General features: G+C 34.6%; 14 protein-coding genes and 1 other annotated feature (1 of these 15 only partly in view). Of the genes, 11 read left to right on the forward strand and 3 right to left on the reverse strand.

Annotated elements, in window-relative coordinates:
* Positions 1-313 precede the first annotated feature (313 nt).
* From ACTXGU_RS14855 to murC, 4 genes are all read left to right on the forward strand, one after another.
* A complete protein-coding gene (locus tag ACTXGU_RS14855) occupies positions 314-631 on the forward strand; it encodes a thioredoxin family protein (RefSeq protein WP_443482306.1) in 318 nt (105 codons plus the stop codon).
* Positions 632-807: 176 nt separating this feature from the next.
* Positions 808-1,611 carry a DUF1444 domain-containing protein gene (locus ACTXGU_RS14860; RefSeq protein WP_443482362.1) on the forward strand — a complete coding sequence of 268 codons (804 nt, stop codon included), beginning with the start codon at positions 808-810 and terminating at the stop codon, positions 1,609-1,611.
* A gap of 388 nt (positions 1,612-1,999) precedes the next feature.
* Positions 2,000-4,456 (forward strand): DNA translocase FtsK, encoded by a 2,457-nt coding sequence (locus tag ACTXGU_RS14865; RefSeq protein ID WP_443482307.1) that lies wholly within the window; start codon positions 2,000-2,002, stop codon positions 4,454-4,456.
* Positions 4,457-4,730: 274 nt separating this feature from the next.
* Positions 4,731-6,029 (forward strand): UDP-N-acetylmuramate--L-alanine ligase, encoded by a 1,299-nt coding sequence (murC, locus tag ACTXGU_RS14870; protein ID WP_443482308.1) that lies wholly within the window; start codon positions 4,731-4,733, stop codon positions 6,027-6,029.
* Between the two features lie 91 nt (positions 6,030-6,120).
* On the opposite strand, the gene ACTXGU_RS14875 is transcribed toward murC, so the two are convergent.
* The gene (locus ACTXGU_RS14875) at positions 6,121-7,236 is read right to left on the reverse strand and encodes an aminopeptidase (RefSeq protein ID WP_443482309.1); all 1,116 of its coding nucleotides are present in this window, start codon (positions 7,234-7,236) and stop codon (positions 6,121-6,123) included.
* Between the two features lie 258 nt (positions 7,237-7,494).
* On the opposite strand from ACTXGU_RS14875, the gene ACTXGU_RS14880 reads away from it, so the two are divergent.
* From ACTXGU_RS14880 to ACTXGU_RS14900, 5 genes are all read left to right on the forward strand, one after another.
* A complete protein-coding gene (locus ACTXGU_RS14880; protein ID WP_443482310.1) occupies positions 7,495-7,971 on the forward strand; it encodes a DUF948 domain-containing protein in 477 nt (158 codons plus the stop codon).
* 29 nt (positions 7,972-8,000) lie between these two features.
* The gene (locus ACTXGU_RS14885) at positions 8,001-8,423 is read left to right on the forward strand and encodes a YtxH domain-containing protein (RefSeq protein WP_443482311.1); all 423 of its coding nucleotides are present in this window, start codon (positions 8,001-8,003) and stop codon (positions 8,421-8,423) included.
* Between the two features lie 51 nt (positions 8,424-8,474).
* Positions 8,475-8,804 (forward strand): bacillithiol system redox-active protein YtxJ, encoded by a 330-nt coding sequence (gene ytxJ, locus ACTXGU_RS14890; protein WP_443482312.1) that lies wholly within the window; start codon positions 8,475-8,477, stop codon positions 8,802-8,804.
* A 343-nt stretch (positions 8,805-9,147) separates the two neighbouring features.
* Positions 9,148-9,795 carry a TetR/AcrR family transcriptional regulator gene (locus ACTXGU_RS14895; RefSeq protein WP_443482313.1) on the forward strand — a complete coding sequence of 216 codons (648 nt, stop codon included), beginning with the start codon at positions 9,148-9,150 and terminating at the stop codon, positions 9,793-9,795.
* An 18-nt stretch (positions 9,796-9,813) separates the two neighbouring features.
* Positions 9,814-11,028, forward strand: coding sequence for an Acg family FMN-binding oxidoreductase (locus ACTXGU_RS14900; protein WP_443482314.1), 1,215 nt, complete (start codon positions 9,814-9,816; stop codon positions 11,026-11,028).
* Positions 11,029-11,077: 49 nt separating this feature from the next.
* Here the strand turns inward: ACTXGU_RS14900 and ACTXGU_RS14905 are convergent, their stop codons facing one another.
* Positions 11,078-13,234 (reverse strand): cell division protein FtsA, encoded by a 2,157-nt coding sequence (locus ACTXGU_RS14905; protein ID WP_443482315.1) that lies wholly within the window; start codon positions 13,232-13,234, stop codon positions 11,078-11,080.
* 343 nt (positions 13,235-13,577) lie between these two features.
* On the opposite strand from ACTXGU_RS14905, the gene ACTXGU_RS14910 reads away from it, so the two are divergent.
* Positions 13,578-14,654 (forward strand): bifunctional 3-deoxy-7-phosphoheptulonate synthase/chorismate mutase, encoded by a 1,077-nt coding sequence (locus ACTXGU_RS14910; RefSeq protein ID WP_443482316.1) that lies wholly within the window; start codon positions 13,578-13,580, stop codon positions 14,652-14,654.
* 435 nt (positions 14,655-15,089) lie between these two features.
* Positions 15,090-16,088 carry a catabolite control protein A gene (ccpA, locus tag ACTXGU_RS14915; protein ID WP_443482317.1) on the forward strand — a complete coding sequence of 333 codons (999 nt, stop codon included), beginning with the start codon at positions 15,090-15,092 and terminating at the stop codon, positions 16,086-16,088.
* Between the two features lie 102 nt (positions 16,089-16,190).
* On the opposite strand, the gene ACTXGU_RS14920 is transcribed toward ccpA, so the two are convergent.
* Positions 16,191-19,115 (reverse strand): transglycosylase domain-containing protein, encoded by a 2,925-nt coding sequence (locus ACTXGU_RS14920; RefSeq protein WP_443482318.1) that lies wholly within the window; start codon positions 19,113-19,115, stop codon positions 16,191-16,193.
* A gap of 128 nt (positions 19,116-19,243) precedes the next feature.
* Positions 19,244-19,368, forward strand: a binding site (T-box leader); it runs 93 nt beyond the window's last position.

Raw genomic sequence — 19,368 nt, forward strand, 5'->3', positions numbered from 1 at the left:
ACTATCATAGTCAGAATCGTTTTGTAAATTAAAATGATTTACTTCATTGTGAAGTTCATTGGAAATTTGATTAAGCTCAGTTGCTGCTTTTGTAATATTTTTTAATAGATAAACACTAATAATGGACAAGGCAATAATAAGGAAGATGCTAATTGATATGATGGTTATTGTATAAATAGTGTTTTGTTTTTTTTATTGTAAAAGCAATAGTAAGATTTTCTATCCAAAATTAGCTGGAGCATTTTATTAGGAAGTAAGAAAAAAATTTGATACTATCAAAAGATAATAATGCATGGTTAGGGAGGAAACAGAAATGAAAGAATTGCAATCACAAGAAGAGATAAAGGATTTACAAAACAGTAATCAAAAACATATATTTCTTTTTTCAGCAGAGTGGTGTGGGGATTGCCGCTTTATTGAACCTTTTATGCCAGAAGTGGAAGAAAAATATAGTGATTACACATTTGTTCATGTTGACCGAGATAAATTTATTGATACTTGTATAGAATTAGATGTTTTTGGGATTCCAAGTTTTATTGCCTATGAAAACGGAAAAGAATTAGGCCGCTTTGTCAGCAAGGATCGCAAAACACAAGAAGAGATAGAAAAATTTATTGAATCGTTATCATAAAAAATAGTAGGAAAGAGCAGTACTTCATAGGTATTGCTTTTTTTTTGCTTACATCTTTTGAAAACAAGGGATGTAGCCTTTATAATAAACAAGTGTTTCTAAAAATCGTATTGGTGAAATTTTTATATAGTGTTATTAGACACCAACTTATAAAGGGGAATGGTGCATAAATGAAAATGAATAGTAAAAAAATGAAAGAGTTATTAAAAACAAGATTAGATACAAGCGATAGGACGTTTACTTTTGATGCCAAAAAAGATCAAATTCGCATCGAGAGTAAAGAAACTGGAAAAGGTGTAACCGTAACACTTCCAGGTATTATTGCCAAATGGGAAGTGGAAAAGGATAAGGCGGTAGATGAAGTAGTTTATTATATTGAGCAAGGGTTGCAGGCAATAGAACAAGATACGGAATTAAAAGGAAAAGAAAAGAATATTTTTCCTGTTATTCGTTCTACTTCTTTCCCTGTGCAATCAAAGGAAGAAATTCCTTTCGTAACAGATGAGCATACAGCTGAAACAAGAATTTATTATGCGTTGGATATGGGGACAACATACCGTTTAATTGATGAACAATTAATGAAAAAGGAAAATTGGGAGCATCATCGAATAAAAGAAATTGCCCTTTTTAATGCTAGATCGTTATCGACCGTACTAAAAGAAGATACGGTGGCGGGGAATCGTTTTTATTTTCTTAACAGCAACGATGGATATGATGCAAGCAGAATACTAAATGATGCTTTTTTAAAGGAAATGAGTGAAAAGATAAAAGGAACGATGGCGATTGCAGTTCCTCATCAAGACGTATTAATTATAGCGGATGTTCAAAATGATACGGGCTATGATGTTTTAGCGCAAATGACAATGAGCTTTTTTGCTAGTGGTCGAGTGCCTATAACGGCATTATCCTTTTTATACGAGGAAGGCAGTTTAGAGCCTATTTTTATTCTTGGTAAAAATAAAAAGCAAGAAAAGAAATAAAATTTGTCTATAAAGTTTAATGAAATAGATTTTACTTTGAAAATAAAATGTAATATAAGAGAACTAAAATGAGGGTGGCTTCCAATAATCGTTTATCAAAACAGGTTGTATTCCATGAAGAAACATTCTTCTTGCGTCATACATCCTGCTTTTTGGAAAAACTTTTTTGGAAGTTATCCTTTTTTTAAAAAGATAAGAAAGCATAAAATTTCGGACCTAGTTTAGTGTCTAGCTCCGGCGCCTGCGCTTTTCTTATATGTTTAGAATCATGATAAAAAAATCGTAAAATATGGTACGATAAAGGAATAAAGTAAATGAAAATTAGTACGCCATTTGCTTTTTTTATTGGTAATATTGGAAAGAGAATGTACAGAAAGAGTGATTTAAATTGAATTGGTTCAAAAAAGTTTTAAAACAGATAATAAAAGATAATCCAAATGAATTGGACCAAGTGGAATCCTATATAGAAGAAAAGGATTCTGCCCCTTCGAATGAATGGAAAAAGGAAATCGATTCGAAGGTTATTTATCAATATCCAAAAGGAAAGTTTCGCTTCCCGGTTATTCCAGATAACACAACGGAAGAAAATAGAAGAGAAAACAGACAACGAGAGTTTACGAAAGAACGAAATAGACCGGTTTCTCAAACATCTAATATAGAGAGGAAACAACCACAAAATGAACCAGTCTTAAAAAATACTACTCCTAAGGAGAATCTGAATAAAATAAAAAAACCGTTTCGATTAACAGAAACAATCTCTCCTATATATGGATATAATAGACCGGTGCAAAAAGGAAAAACCCAAAATAATAAGGAAATAGTGGCACCAGTAAAGGAATATGTCGCTTCTATACAAGATAAAGATAAACAAGAAGAAAATTTCCTGTTGTTTGAAGAGGAAATATCGGCTGGATTACAGATACAGGATGATGTATCTCTAGAAAGAGAGATAAGCAAAAAAGTAGATGAAAAGCAATCTTTTTTTGATGATGAAGAAGCAGACATTTTGGTGCAAACTGATCCTAAAAATGATTTTGTTATAACAGAAGAAGTCCAAGAAGAAATGGAACAGTCAACAGATAGATTGCTAGAAGAGGCGGTGGAAATAGAAGAAGCTATCTTGCAACAGGACCCTACTTCAACGGAATTAACAGAAGAAGATAGTATCGTAGAAATAGTAGAAAAAGAAAATATTATGCTTTCTTCGAATGATGTTTGTGATAAGAAAGAAAATTGTACAAACACTGAGGAGATTAAGCCAAAAGGAACATCTATTAAACGTGGCCCACTTCCTTTTAATGTTCTCATGTTAAATAAAGATCGACAATACATGCAAAAGAAGAAGTTAGAAGAGAATTCAGCCAATAAATCGATACAACAACAGTCTATTGAAAAACGTCCTGTTGAAATAGAAGAGATGGATATCCCTTATTATGCTTTTCCAGCAATAAATTTATTGCATCCACCAATCATGAAAGTAGAAAACGATGATTGGATACAAGAACAAACAAGCGTGTTAGACGATACATTTACAAATTTTAATGTGCAAGCAAAAGTTGTAAATGTAACGCAAGGACCTTCTGTAACAAGATATGAAGTGCAGCCTGCACCAGGCGTAAAGGTAAGTAAAATCACGAATCTTTCCGATGATCTCAAACTAAGTCTTGCTGCAAAAGATATTCGTATAGAAGCACCTATTCCTGGAAAACACACTATTGGCATTGAAGTGCCTAACCATTCAAGCAGACCAGTGTTAATAAGTGAAATCATAAATAGTGCTGCTTTTAAAGAATCCGCTTCTCCTTTAACCGTTGCGTTGGGATTAGATATTGCAGGGAAGCCGATTGTGACCGATTTAAGAAAGATGCCACATGGGCTCATAGCAGGTGCAACAGGCTCTGGAAAAAGTGTGTGTATTAATACGATGCTAGTTAGTTTATTATATAAATCAAAGCCGGAAGAATTAAAGCTGTTATTAATCGATCCAAAAATGGTGGAACTCGCTCCGTATAATTATATTCCTCATTTAGCCAGTCCAGTTATTACAGATGTGAAAGCTGCAACTGCTGCATTAAAGTGGGCGGTTGAAGAAATGGAGCGCAGATATGAATTGCTGGCGCATTCAGGTGTTCGGGACATAACGAAATATAATCAATTGGCAGAAGAGCATAAGCGTTATTCCGACAAGCTACCATACATTGTGATTGTTATTGATGAGTTAGCCGACTTAATGATGATGGCACCAGCTGATGTGGAAGAGGCGATAAGCAGGATTGCACAAAAAGCGAGGGCTTGTGGGATTCATTTGCTTATTGCAACACAACGACCATCTGTAGATGTTATTACAGGACTTATTAAAGCAAATGTGCCAACCCGAATTGCCTTTTCTGTTTCATCACAGATTGATTCTAGAACCGTTATTGATATAAGTGGTGCAGAGAAACTATTAGGAAAAGGAGATATGCTTTTTTTAGAAAATGGTACGTCTAAGCCTGTTCGATTGCAAGGAACATTTGTCTCCGATGAAGAAATAGATGATGTAGTTCGTCATGTACGAAATGAACAAAAACCAGAATATTTATTTGAACAAGAAGAGCTGCTGAAAAAGGTACAAATGACAGAAGAAGAAGATGAGTTATTTTACGAAGCTTGTGAATTTATTATTGAACAAGGGGGAGCTTCTACTTCTAGTCTGCAAAGAAGGTTTAAAATCGGTTATAATCGTGCCGCAAGATTAATTGATATGATGGAAAAACAAGGGTTTATTTCAGAAGCGAAAGGTACGAAACCTCGAGATGTTTTAATTACAGAAGGAGAATTTCTTCAAATGCAAGAAAATGTATAATAAAATCATTCACATCAAGTTTTATTTCAAATGTAGCCTGTTTTTGCCCGTTAATAACGGGGGAAACGTGAGAGTGAAAGTTAATTTGAGGATGATAAAAATTGTTGCATAGTTTTTCTTTATAAAAGATGGTATAATGAATAAATGCGAATACAACAGGAAAAAAAAGTTAAATCATCTTACAGCTAACATAGCGAAAAAGGATGCTATGAGCAAATTAAAGATTGATGTCATATACTGTTTAACAGATATACGATAGTTGGAGGTTCTTTATATGACTATTTACCACTTCGTAGGTATAAAAGGGTCAGGAATGAGTGCATTAGCACTAATTCTGCATGATATGGGTTTACAGGTACAAGGATCTGATGTAGAAAAGACTTTTTTTACACAAGCAGCTTTAGAACAATCTGGAATAACTATTCTTCCATTTAATAAAGAGAATATAAGTCCAGGCATGAATGTAATAGTTGGAAATGCTTTTCCAGACACACATGAAGAAGTGGAGGAGGCAATGAAGCTAGGCCTTCCAATTCTTCGTTATCACCGTTTTTTAGGTGATTTTATGAAACAATTTACTAGTATTGCTGTAACAGGAGCTCATGGGAAAACATCTACAACTGGATTGCTTTCCCATGTAATAAAAGGTGCGAAGCCCACTGCTTATTTGATTGGCGATGGTACTGGAAAAGGCATAAAAGGAGCAGAATATTTTGCATTTGAAGCATGTGAATATAGACGACATTTTCTGTCTTATTTTCCGGACTATGCGATCATGACAAACATTGACTTTGATCATCCTGATTATTTTGCGAATGTTGATGATGTATTTTCTGCATTTCAGGAAATGGCATGGCAAGTGAATAAAGGAATTTTTGCCTGTGGTGATGATGAACAACTTCAAAAGATACAAGCAAAAGTCCCAGTTGTTTTTTACGGTTTTGACGATGAAAATGATTTTCAGGCGAGAAATGTGGTGAAAACGACAGAGGGAACAACTTTTGAAGTATATGTACGAAATACGTACTACAATACTTTTTCCATCCCAACATTTGGCGATCACAATATTTTAAATGCACTGTCTGTTATTGCATTAAGCCATTACGAAAACTTGGATGCAAACATTGTGAAAGAAAGATTACTATCTTTCCAAGGTGTGAAACGGAGATTTTCAGAAAAAATAATAGGCTCGCAAGTTGTCATTGATGATTATGCCCATCATCCAACAGAAATCAAAGCAACAGTTGAAGCAGCAAGACAAAAATATCCGGATCGTGAAATTGTGGCAGTCTTTCAGCCGCATACATTTTCAAGAACACAAACTTTTTTAAATGAGTTTGCTGATAGTTTAAACTTAGCTGATTCTGTTTATCTATGTGAAATATTTGGTTCCGCCAGGGAAAATCATGGGAAATTAAGCATTCATGATTTAGCCGAGAAAATCCCAGGCAGCAACATTACTTCAGAAGAGACGATTTATTCATTAAAAACACATGGAAATGCGGTTATTATTTTTATGGGCGCTGGAGATATTCAAAAGTTCCAAGAAGCTTATGAAAAATCGTTTGTATAAAGAAAAGTTTTACTTCTTTAAGAAAAAATCCACGTTGGGAAAAATTCCACGTGGATTTTTTGTTGAAGCTTTTAGTTTTGCCAGTTTGTTCTTATTTTAAGTTTTCCGGATTAAGTGGCTCTAATTCAGGAATAACAAATCTGCCGTCTTTTCTGATTAATACATCATCAAAATAAATTTCGCCCCCACCGTAATCTGGTCTCTGTATATTTACCATGTCCCAATGTATAGTGGAATGATTCCCATTAAAAGCTTCATCATAGCATTGTCCAGGAGTAAAGTGGAAGCTTCCATCGATTTTTTCATCAAATAAAATATCTTGCATCGGGTGTAGAATATATGGATTAACACCGATAGCAAATTCTCCGATATATCTTGCGCCTTCATCAGTATCTAAAATTTTATTTAATCTGTCAGTATCATTGGCTGTTGCTTTTATAATTTTTCCATTTTCAAAAGTTAAGGATACATTTTCAAATGTAAAACCATGATAAGGAGAAGGAGTATTGTATGTCAGTTGACCATTAACAGAATCACGGACTGGAGCAGTATAAACTTCTCCATCTGGAATATTCATTTGCCCAGAACATTTAATGGCAGGAATATCTTTAATGGAAAAAGTTAAATCAGTCCCTTGTCCCGTTATTTTCACTTTATCTGTTTTATTCATCAAGGCAACAAGCTCGTCCATCGCTTTATCCATCTTGCCGTAGTCAAGATTACATACATCAAAATAAAAATCTTCAAATGCTTCCGTACTCATTTTAGCTAGCTGAGCCATAGAAGGGTTTGGATAACGCAATACTACCCATCTTGTTTTTGGTACTCGAATTTCTCGGTGTACTTTTTTACCGATTGTGCTTCCTTCTATTTTCATTTTTTCAGCAGGTACATCGGCATGTTCATTAATATTATCACCAGAGCGTAAACCGATATATGCGTCCATTTGACTCATCACATTTGCTTCGAAATTTGCCATCATTTCATATTGCTCTTCTTGAGCTCCTAATAATAGGCTTCGGTTGACTTCATTATCTTTTAGAGAAACAAAAGGATAGCCACCAACTGCATAAGCTTCTTTAACAAGCGCTTTTACTAATTCTTTTTGCAATCCAAAGTTTTCGATTAGCACTTTTTCTCCTTTTTGCAACTGTATCGAGTATTGAATAAGATTTTTCGCCAATTGTTCTATTCGTGGATCCTTCATATGTACCTCCAAAATTAAAAATATGTATACGATAGTACTATTGTACATGAAAAAATATTTTTCTTAAATAATAATAACCAACAAGCAGAAGATTTATCCAGGGTAAACCTTCTCATCGTATACAAAAAAATTGGTATAAAATTGGTTCAGCCCCTTATTATTTTTGTATAGCAGGTACAAACAAAGACAAAGTAACTCAATGGACAAATATTTGTTTCTCTTTTCATTTTTCTCTATAATAAAGTCATGGTTGAAAAAATGGTAAAACTGGTAATGGTACTAAGTGGAGGTGCAATCATTATGATTGATATTTTATATTGGAGTGTTGCTTTAATAGCAATTGCATTTACTGTTTTAGTCATCTATCTGGCCAAAACATTAAAATCCCTACATATTACGTTAGATAGTGTTTCCAAAACATTATCTGGCCTTGAAAGACAGCTTGATGGTGTGACAAGAGAAACGACTGTGCTGCTTGAAAAAACGAATCATTTAGCAGCAGATATTCAACAAAAATCTGAAAGCTTAAACAGCGTAGTAGATGCGGTTAAGGGTGTAGGGGAGTCTGTTCGAGGATTTAATCAGTCTGTTCAGTCTATTACAAATAATGTCGAAACAACTCTAGAAAAAAACCAAGATAAAATTTCGCAAATTGTTCAGTGGAGTAATATTGCGATGAATATTAGAGATCAGTGGAATTCTCGCAGAGAGATGGCAAAACGTAAAACGAATTAAACAACAGGATAAATGGAGGAGGTCATATTATGAAAAAAGAATATGAAAACACGAGTACAAAAGATTTTTTATTAGGTGCTATTGTAGGCGGTGTTGTTGGTGCAGCAGCAGCTTTATTTCTTGCTCCTAAACCAGGGAAAGAGTTAATAAATGATGTGAATGAACAGGCTAATAAGTTTAAAGGAAAAGGGATCGACCTTTCCGGTACAGTAAAGGAAAAAGGTTCAGATTTTATAAGTATAGCAAAAGAAAAAACGGACCGTTTAAGTACAACTGTGTCGAAGCACTCGAATGATTTAATGAGTAAGTTAAAAGTGAAGAATGATAGTGAAAAAGCATCTGCAAGTGAAGATGTAGAAGAGCCAATAAAAACTAGTTATGATGAAATTCAGCAAAAGCTTGAAGAAACGAAAAAAGCATTCGACGAAACAGAAAGTAAATACCATCAATAATCGTAGAAAAAAACTGCTAATTTTCTTAATACATGCTTAGGAGGAATGAAAATGAAAAAAATAAATTCAATTGAAGAATTCGATAAAGAAGTACAAAATAATTCATCTGTATTGCTGTTAAAGCATAGTCTAACATGTCCGATTAGCCAAGCTGCTTTTGATGAATATCAGCAATTTACAGAAGCTAATGAAAATGTTAATGCTTATTATTTAGCTGTACAGGATTCAAGACCATTATCCAATCATATTGCAGAATCGTATCAAATTAAGCATGAGTCTCCACAAGTATTGTTATTTTCAAATAATGATGTCGTTTGGAATGCATCTCACCGTAATATAACCGTTGATGCTTTAACAGATGCTGTTAATACGAATAAATAAAAAATGACGGATTCCCTAGACGTTTTTAAACGATTTGGGGAATCCGTTTTTTTTTGCTCTGTTAAATTCTATTGTTGATTTTCAAAAGGTCAGGGAATCCACTCCCTTTCCGCGGACGAACTGGCAAGCCTCCTCGCTCGTACCTCACTGCGGGGTCTTGCCAGCCCGTTTTTCCACAGGAGTCTCGTAGATTCCCTTCCTATAAACAACATTATCGTTTAACAGAGCCTTTTTTTAGATGAAAAAGACAAAATTTTACTGACAATCGTCATTATATGTTTTATAATGCAATTAAGTAAACTTCGGGTTTACTTAATTGCACATAGATGAATGGGTGTGTTAAATGGGAATAAATGAGCGAAAACAGAAAGAAAAACAAATTCGTCGAAACGATATAATTGATGCTGCTGAACGAGTTTTTTTCTCAATGGGATATTCAGTGGCAACGATGAATGATGTAGCGAGAGAAGCAGAGTTTAGTAAAAGAACGGTGTATGTTTATTTTAATAGCAAGGAACAAATTTATTTTGAAATAATGTTAAGAGGCTACAGACTATTAATAGAAATGCTAGAAAAAGAATGGCAGAACAAAAAGGTTGGTGACTCGCTAGATTATATTCGAAAAATGGGAAGAATCCTTTTTCAGTTTAGCAAGATGTATCCCGATTATTTTGAAGCAATCGTTGAATATGAAAACGGGGAAAAGGATTTTGACAATGGTATACCAGATCATTCTAGGGAAGAATGTTATGCTTTGGGAGAGAAAGTATTTGGATTTTTGATTGACGCATTAAAGGAGGGAGTAGCGGAAGAGCATATTCGTAAGAATTTAGATTTGACTAATACAGCCCTCATTTTATGGTCATGTATCGTAGGTGTATTTACGATGACAAAGAGAAAGAAGAGTTATTTTAAACATTATCATCAAAAAAATTCTGAAGATTTGATTCCTGAAGCATTAGAGCTTTTAATAAGATCCATTCAAAATTAAAGAAGGGGTAGAAACGAAATGAAAAAGGTGAAAAGAAAAATAAGTTTTCTTACCATATCATTGTCGGTTTTTCTAGTAATTGTATTTTTTACAATCTTAATAGTTAGCGGTGCTTTTTTAACACCTAAATATTTAGAGCCATGGAAAAAAAGCTATGCATCACAATTTGATGACCCTAGAGTAAGTTTAGCATCACAAGGGCTTTTAGCGGCTAGCGGTCACAACATGCAGCCGTGGATCATCCGACTTGATAAAGAAAATCCGAATGTATTTTACCTGTATGCGGATTCAAAAAAGCTAGTACAACAAGTCGATCCATATGCAAGACAAACGCTAATCTCTCAAGGGACTTTTTTAGAATATGTGAAAATAGCAGGTGCAGAACATGGCTATGATGTAGGTCTGGACTTATTTCCTGAGGGAGAATATGATAAACGGAACATTAAGGAAAGCATGAAACTAAAGCCTGTAGCAAAAGTTACTTTAAAGAAAGTGGAAAGAAAAGAAAATGTACTTTATCCTTATCTTTATTTGATGGATACAAATAGATTTGAATACGAGAATATTACATTAACTGATCAACAAATCAAGCAGTTAAATGAGCTGAGTAATGAAGCTGGTATTACGATTAAGATTTTTCAGGATCATACTAATGTAAAAAATCTTGGTCGATTTGCAATTGATGGTGCAAAAATTGAATCTAAGATTCACAGAATCAATAAAGAATCTGGAGAAATTTTTCGTGCCAATGAGTATCAAAAAAATAAATATCGATATGGTTTTTCTGTTGAAGGGCAAGGGATTACGAGAATGAAAAAACATCTAATGCAAGGCTTACTGACACTTATTCCCTCTATGAATAATGAAAAAGCATCAGCTGATTTATTTGTAAAGTCCACTCAGATTGGAGTGAATAACACTCCAGTATATGCGATGATTATGACAAAAGATAATAGCAGAAGCAATCAGGTGAAGGCAGGAATGATCTATAGTCGTCTTGTTTTGACTGCACACAGCATGGGCTTTGTCATGCAGCCCCCTAGTCAAGTATTGGAAGAATACCCAGAAATGAAAGAACAGAATCATAAAATTCATCAGGAATATGCGTTACATGGAGAAACGATTCAGATGTTTGTTCGCATGGGCAAGCCAACAAAAGAAGCTCCGAAAAGTATGCGACAGGATATACTGGAGTTTATTGAAGGAAAAGGGGACGGAGCTTCGCATACTTGAAATGTAAACAGATGCTGTTACAACATGCGAAGCCCCGCAGACACCGCCTTTATGATGTCGTAACGGACCAAATAATGTCAAGATCGTCGCCTTTTTTAATAGGGGTTAAAAATGTTGCCGTTTTCCCATTTCTTTTTAATTCAAATGTACCGTTATTTGTTTTCGGCATATCTATTTGCACGTACGCAAATAAATCTTGGAATAGAAAACCTTCGAATGGTTTTTGCTCTATTATAATGTCATCATGATCAAAGACCTTATCTTCCATGGAAAGAATTTGATCATTTCTTTTAAATTGAGCTAATTGCTTGGATAATGTCAGTTTTTTTCCATTAAAAGTAATAGGGATGACTTGGTATAATAATACTTGTTTTATTTCTGCCAACTCTTGGACGGTAGGTGACTTTCTCTTTTTTATCGTTAGTTCATCACGATGATTAAATGTAGAAGATAATTTAGCCTGTATACCGTTGCGTAGGATTTTTCCGGAAAATGCAGGGAACACAGTTTCTTTTCCATTAATTTTTACTTTAAATGGTGTTAATTCAGCAAGGAAATCATGTAATTCCAGGGAAAGAAGGACATCTTGAATAGTAGCTGCAAGTTTATACTCTATAACATCTCTGTCTTGAATCCATGTCTCTTGTGATGCTGGTTTGCCGTTGCATCGTATAGTTGCTTGCAGCTTATGATTTTCACCATTAATGTTAATGATATTTTCTGTTAAGTCATCTAATAAATCCTTTATTTGCACTACTGCGGCCTGGCCATCTTCCCCTTTATTTACCGTTAATTCTTCTCCATTCTCAACAGTATCATCTAAGGAACATTCTATACCATTTCTGCTAATAACCGGAGCTTGACCATGGGTGCCTGGAATGGTGATATTTTGATTATTTAAAGTGATAATCATGGCGTTCCCTGGTTTTCCATATAATTTTGTCAATTTTAAACCTGAGGCAAGTAAACAATCACCGACTGTTAATTTATTTACTTCAAATAATCGAACTGGCTGTTCATTCACGTATACAGTTTTATATTGAACAGGTGATTTTCCTGCTGCTATCGCAATCCCTATTGGTGTAACTAATTCTGGACCGTTCATCATCGAATTTTCAAACGTCAAATTGGTAATGGCATCCATCCCTCTAATGGCCACTCGATTCGATGTTAACTCTAACATCTCGGCAATTTTTTGCTGTAATGCCGGTGTTTGGCTGCCTCCGCCGACAAGCATAACCGCTTTTGGTGCTTTTTGATTATTAAGCGCAAGAATTTCTCTGCATATGCTGTCCGCAAGCTTATCTAACGCAACAGAAATCTTCTCCATTACCTCGTTTTTATGTAATTCCGTTGTAAATCCTAATATATCAGTTACGGTAATGATATCTTGATTGGATAGCTCCTTTTTAGCTGCTTCAGCAAGTGGAAAGTCTAATAAATACTGATCACTTATTGCTTCTGTAATTTCGTCCCCAGCAACTGGTACCATTCCATATGCAATAACTGTTCCTAAATCGGTAATTGCAATATCAGATGTTCCTGCACCAATATCTACTAGTGCAACATTTAATCTTCGCATGGATGGAGGAATGAGTACATTAATAGCGGCAATTGGTTCTAATGTTAATGCATCCATTTCTAAATTCGCACGATGTAAGGCAGCAATTAAAGATTCTACTACCACTTTAGGGAGAAAGGTAGCAATAATTTCGACAGTGGCCATATTTCCTTGTTGATCCAGTAAATTTCCTAATTCTTGATCATCTAATACATAACGTAATACAGAATAGCCAACGCAATAATAAAACTGACTTTTTTCTCGATTATTTTTTTCTGCAACAGAACTTTGCGCTATTTGAACAGCCGTAAGCTCCATATGTAAAATATCTTGTTTCGTCATCATTGGTTTTCCTTCCATATTGACAGAATAGGAAGATTTTTCTGTTTTAAGTGCACGTCCTGCAGCAGCAACACACACTTTGTGTAATGGTCCATGATTTTGTTCTAATTGCGTTTTGATTTTTTGAATAATTTTAGAAACCGCCAATACATCATGTATTTGACCATCAAGCATAGCTCGTTCTGTATGTTCAACGGAAAGAATTTCTAAAACATGATAATTTTCTTCTTCTTTTTCTAATATAATACCGACGACAGAGCGAGTACCAATATCTAAAGCGAATAACTTTTCTTTATTAGACAAAAAGACACCTTCTTTATTATTTAAAAATAGTGAAATGATAGGAAGTAATAAATATTACAATGCTTTAACGCTTAAAAGCGTTTAATTATTAAAGAAAATTAGTGACAACGGAAAAAAGATGATTTATAATAAACCCAATTACAAGAAATGTAACATATTTTTATATGTCGATAAAGATTATTAAAATTTGTTTAAAGTGTGTGTTCAAAAAGGGAACAAATTAGAAGCAAGCTAACGAAGAGATTAGAGGCTTTAACTTTGCGACTTTTTGGAATCCTTTTAAATAGAAAGTGTATATAAATTAATTTTTCTGCATTGACATAGGATAAAGGATGGGATAATAGTGAGTAACAAAGATTTAGATGCACTGCGTAATCGTGTAGACGAAGTGAATTTAGAAATACTAGAAAAAATTAATGAAAGAGCTGCACTCGTACAAGAAATTGCCCAAACAAAAGTAACACATGGTGCACACCGTTACGATCCGGTACGCGAACGCAAAATGCTTGATAATATTTTAGAGAAAAACAACGGTCCATTTGATAATGCAACTGTTGCTCATTTATTTAAACAAATTTTCAAAGCTGGGTTACAATTGCAGCAAGATGATGACAGCAAAGCGCTGCTAGTTTCTCGTAAAAAGAAACCAGAAGATACGATTATCGATTTAAAAGGAACAAAAATTGGCGATGGAGTTCCAAAGTTTGTATTCGGACCATGTTCTGTTGAGTCATATGAACAGGTTGCTAAAGTTGCAGAATCGGTTAAAGCAAAAGGCTTAACCTTATTACGTGGAGGTGCATTTAAGCCAAGAACATCTCCATACGATTTCCAAGGTCTTGGTGTGGAAGGCTTAAAAATATTAAAACGTGTAGCAGATGAATATGATTTATCTGTAATCAGCGAAATTGTTAGTCCAGAGCATATTGAAGAAGCATTAGATTATATCGATGTGATTCAAATTGGTGCTCGTAATATGCATAACTTTGAATTACTAAAAGCAGTAGGAAGTGTGAAAAAGCCTGTTCTACTAAAAAGAGGGTTAGCTGCAACGGTTGAAGAATTCATAAATGCGGCTGAATATATTATTTCACAAGGAAATGATCAAATCATGCTTTGTGAACGAGGCATTCGTACGTATGAACGAGCGACAAGAAATACATTAGATATTTCTGCTGTACCAATTTTAAAACAAGAAACACATCTTCCTGTCTTTGTTGATGTTACACATTCTACTGGAAGAAAAGATTTACTGTTGCCATGTGCAAAAGCAGCACTTGCAATCGGTGCAGATGGAGTGATGGCGGAAGTGCATCCAGATCCTGCAGTAGCATTATCTGATTCTGCACAACAAATGGATTTAAACCAGTTTGATGAATTTTATAAAAACATTCAAGCAACTCCGTTTGTAAAAGCATAAGTTTATCTATATGAAAAGCGCTGTTAAACGATAATGTTGATTTGGAAAGCGAGTGGATTCCCTGACCATTTATAAATCAACAATGAAATTTAACAGAGCGATTTGAAAAAAAGCGTAGGTTTGATTCTATCCAAACGTTTGGAGGATCATCAGCCTATGCTTTTTTTATCTTTGGCTCTGTTAAACGATCATGTTTTTTAGAGGAAGGAATCTGCGAGACTTCTGCGAGGGTGATTACATTAAAAAGTAAAAAAAGTAGATGTTTTTGAAAAAAAATGAAAGCTTGTCATTGCGGCATTTGTAACGTTATCGTATGATTAAATACATAATTAGACAAGATTAGCTAAATCAAGACAAAGTAAAATGATTAGTTTCTAGCTACTTGCAACAAAATAAACTGATGGTATGTACGAACAAAAGGAGTGTTTTATAATTATGAATATAACGATATATGATGTTGCGAGAGAGGCAAGTGTATCAATGGCTACTGTATCAAGAGTAGTTAATGGTAATCCAAATGTAAAACCTGCAACTAGAAAAAAGGTATTAGAAGTAATTGATCGCTTAGGTTATCGACCCAATGCTGTAGCGCGTGGTTTAGCTAGCAAAAAAACGACTACTGTCGGGGTGGTTATCCCTGATATTTCCAGTACGTTTTATGCGGAGTTGGCGCGTGGGATAGAAGATATTGCCACGATGTATAAATACAATATTATATTAAGCAACTCTGATCAAAATAAAGATAAGGAGCTCCATTTATTAAATACAATGTTAGGAAAACAGGTAGATGGCATTGTGTTTATGGGGGCCAATATTACAGAAGAGCATGTACAGGAATTTGAAAAATCTCCAGTTCCGATTGTACTTGCAGCAAGTATAGAAGAAAGCGGGAAAATTTCTTCTGTTAATATCGACTATGCTCAAGCAACCTTTGATGTGGTAACTTCTTTTGTTGAAAAAGGACATAAAGTCATTGCACTTGTACTTGGGAGCTTAGAAGAGCCTATTAATCGAAACGAAAAACTTGTTGGGTATAAAAGAGCATTAGAAGCTGCAGGCATTGCCTTTGATGAAAATTTAGTTATGGAAGGCGACTATTCATATGAATCTGGTTTAGAGTCGTTTGATAAATTGATGGAATTACCGAATAAACCTACAGCAATTTGTGTTGGGTCGGATGAAATGGCAATAGGTGTTATTCATGGAGCGGAGGATATGGGATATAATGTTCCAGAGGATTTTGAAATCATCAGCTCTGATAACACAAAGCTTACGTTAATGGTAAGACCACAGCTAACGACGATTGTTCAGCCATTATATGATATTGGGGCTGTAGCTATGCGACTATTAACGAAGTACATGAATAAAGAAACAGTGGAAGATCATATTGTTGTACTTCCACACCGTATAGAAGAACGAGCATCTACGAAATAAGTAAAAAGGAATGGCTTTTTTAGAGCCATTCCTTTTTCTTTGGACAATGTTCAAGCATAAAACATGCTTGTAGGCATTGTCGAGCTGTTTAAGTAAAATTGTTTATGGAGAAGGTGTATCCCCATTGTTATTGTTCACACCTTGATTTTGATCTAACGGTTGCTGATTCTCTACTGGTTTATTTTCTACTGGTTTATTCTCTTCTGGTTTATTTTCTACTTGATTATTTTGGCTATTCTCAGGTGATACTGTTTCATTATTCTTGTCTTCATTTGCTGGATTTTGATTTTTTTCTTCTTCTGGTTTAGAAGCATTATCATCCTTTTTAGGTGCTTCTTTTTCTTGTCCGATTGTAATTACGTTGGAAGAAGAAGATTCTCTGCCGGCAATATCTACAGCATTAACGGTGTAGGCGCCGTTTCCACCTTTAAATGCAAGTGTTTCACCAGCTTTTATACTAGCAACTTTTTGACCGTCTTTGTAAATCCTGTAGCCGACAATATCATTCTCACTATGCTGGGACCAGGATACTCCATCCTTGTTTTGAACTATTTTTAAAGCATCTGGTGTTTTCCCATTATCACTTATTTTGTCTGTTGGAATCGCAACTTTATCCCATGTTGGGTTATTTTGAACAAGATTGCTAGGGTCAGAAACATTGATTCCGAATAGTTTTTCAATATAGTCTGGATTCAGCATTAAACCTGATTCCGCAAATTCACTTGGTGTAGAATCTAATGCCATGTATTTTTTGTCGCCGATCTGAACAATTTTTCCAGCAACTAAACTGTCATCTGTTTTATTTGGAGCACTGCCTGACTTAAATAGATCTGTTGTAACAAGTCCAGCTTTGGAACACCCTTCAGAAGGAAGTAATCCAGATACAGAGCAAATGGATCTTCTTACGATTCCGCCAGGCATTTGGAAACGCTTAGATGGATCTACTAAACTAGAATCTACATCATATGCTGCGTTCATTAAATCTGCCCACAGATAAATATTTCTCATTCCATATGATAAGCCTTTATAAGTTAAATCAAGGGATTTAGGTGTGTCATAGCCCATCCAAACGCCGAATGAAACATTCGGATTTGTAGCAACGAACCAAGTGTCATTATAATCTTGTCCCGTTCCAGTTTTGCCAGCCCAATCCGATTGGAATTTTAGGCGATTTCTTAAAGAGGTTGCAGTACCTTGACTAATAACATCTCTCATCATATCTAATGTTAAGTAAGCTGTTTGTGGACTAAACACTTTAACAGGATCCACTTTATGTTGATAAATAACTTTTCCATTTTTATCGACGATTTTGTCAATCATATAAGCATCAATAAAATCACCGTTGTTTGCCAAGGTTCCATATGCATTCGTATTTTCTTCGACTGTTACACCTTTTCTCAATGCTCCTAATGCTGTAGATCGATTGTAATAATCATCTTCTACAAGAGAAGTAAAGCCCATTTTTTCTAAAAATCTTGCCGGTTTTTGTGGCAATATCTCTGTGTAAGCTTTAACTGCTGGAACATTAAATGATTTTGTTAATGCGTATCTTGCTGTAACTAATCCATGATATTGTTTGTCATAGTTTAACGGCCATGGTCTGCTGCTTCCAGGCAATAAACTTAACGGAACATCAGGTAAAACAGATCCTGGAGATAATGTCCCCAGTTCAATTGCTGGTGCATAAACGAGCAGTGGCTTCATTGTAGAACCATTTGGACGCTTTGAACTAGTGGCATGGTTCGTTGCTTCTCTTTTGTGATCCAGTCCGCCTACAAAGCTGATGATTTTACCTGTTTTATTTTCAATTAAAACAGCACCAGTTTCAACAGGTTCTGAAAATTTAACAGTTCCATAGTATGGGAAATTTTTTGCAACCTTTTGCATGTTATCATATATTTTTTTATTAATGGTGCTATGAATGTCATACCCATTTTGGTGAATTTGACGATCAGCAAGAGTAGTATATTGTTCTCTTAAAATATCATCTTTTTCTAAATCTTTTTTCTTGTATCCATCTTTTTTTGCTAGCATTTCTGCAATGATTTCGATGGATCTTTTTTGAATTTCATACGTTAACCATGGATATTTTTGCACAGGACTTTCTTTCGATGAAATAAAATCCTTCGTAATATCATAGTTTACTGCTTTTTCGTATTCTTTTTTTGAAATTTTATCTTGATCATACATTCTTTTTAAAACGGTTTTCATTCTAGATAAGCCAGGGTCCAAGTTTTCTTTTACTTTTCCTTCTTGTGTAAAAGGAGTGTATCCGAAGGGACTTTGTGGCAATCCGGCAATAAAGGCAGCTTGAGGCAATGTTAGTTTTTTTACATCAACGCCAAATAGTCCGTTTGCTGCAGCTTGTACACCTGCAATATTGCGACCAGATGAATTTCTTCCGAAAGTAGATACGTTTAAGTATGCTTCTAAAATTTCTTCTTTATCAAAAAATTTTTCCAGTCTTAGAGCAAGTAAAATTTCTTTTGCTTTTCTTTTAAAAGAAACCTCATTTGTAAGTATTTGGTTTTTAATAAGCTGCTGTGTTAATGTACTTCCGCCGGATTGACTAGAGGTATTCGCAACTTCTTGAAATAAAGCACGCATAATAGATTTCGGAACGACCCCATTATGTTCATAAAAATATTGATCTTCTGTGGATACAACCGCATCGATTAAATAGGGAGAAACATCTTTTATTTTTACTTCTTCTCTTTCCAAGTCTGTAGGCAATTTGCCTAAATATACATTGTTGGAAAAATATAGTTCAGATGTTTCTTCATAATTATAGATGTCTTTTTTCATTGTGTTATAGGAGCGAATCGGTTCATCTTTTACTAAAGAGGCAAAATATCCTGCTCCAATTCCTGCGGCAAATCCTCCGCCTACTAATAGAACAATAATAAATAGTAAAACGATATTCCAAGTCACTTCATATGTAACACGTGCTCCTTTGACCGTTTTTTTATTGGTAAAGAAGTTTGAGAATAATTCTATAAAATTATTCCACTCCCACTTTTTATTCATTTGTATCATTCCCCCTAAAATCACATACATTATAGCATAAAGGAGAAGGACAATTCGATTTTTTTCGAGAAAGCATTTGACATATATCTTGTTTTTATGATAAAAATAACTCAACTATATATGGATTCGTTATTGTGTTGACAGGAATAAGTAGTTCTTTTATCCCTATTTTTAGAGAGCCGTTGGGTGGTGAAAAACGGCATAAATAAAAGGATGAATTACCTCCTCGAGCTTTCACTGGGAAATACAAGTA

It is taken from the genome of Niallia sp. 01092, assembly GCF_052318935.1.
Lineage (GTDB): Bacteria > Bacillota > Bacilli > Bacillales > Cytobacillaceae > Niallia.